The 297-nt window shown below is 35.0% G+C and carries 1 protein-coding gene; it reads right to left on the bottom strand.

The window, feature by feature from the left end; genetic code table 11:
- On the bottom strand, positions 1 to 187 hold a 187-nt coding region (locus tag VU18_RS16440), incomplete at its 3' end, for a helix-turn-helix domain-containing protein (RefSeq protein WP_047758575.1).
- Between the last annotated feature and the right edge of the window lie 110 nt (positions 188 to 297).

Raw genomic sequence — 297 nt, 5'->3', positions numbered from 1 at the left:
CTTTATTACAACCTATATAGTTATAAATAGTTTTCTTGGATCGACCAATAATCGTTGCGATTTCTCCTTTGGTATATCCCTGCAAATGAAGATAAATCGCTTGGTAGCGTTCATATGCTCGTTTACTTTTTGCTTCTTTCATGGCAGTGGACAACTTTTCGATCTCGTCTTTGTGATTTGGCATCATATTTTCTCTCCGTTCCCCTATTTTCTCTTTGTATTTATTCGCCGTGGAACGGGAGAAAACCTTTATTTCAATTTATATATATACCGATTATTGAAAAAACACAACCTTGT

It is taken from the genome of Geobacillus sp. ZGt-1 (assembly GCF_001026865.1).
In the GTDB taxonomy this organism is placed as follows: Bacteria; Bacillota; Bacilli; order Bacillales; family Anoxybacillaceae; genus Geobacillus; species Geobacillus thermoleovorans.
This window is presented reverse-complemented; position numbering and strand designations above follow the sequence as displayed.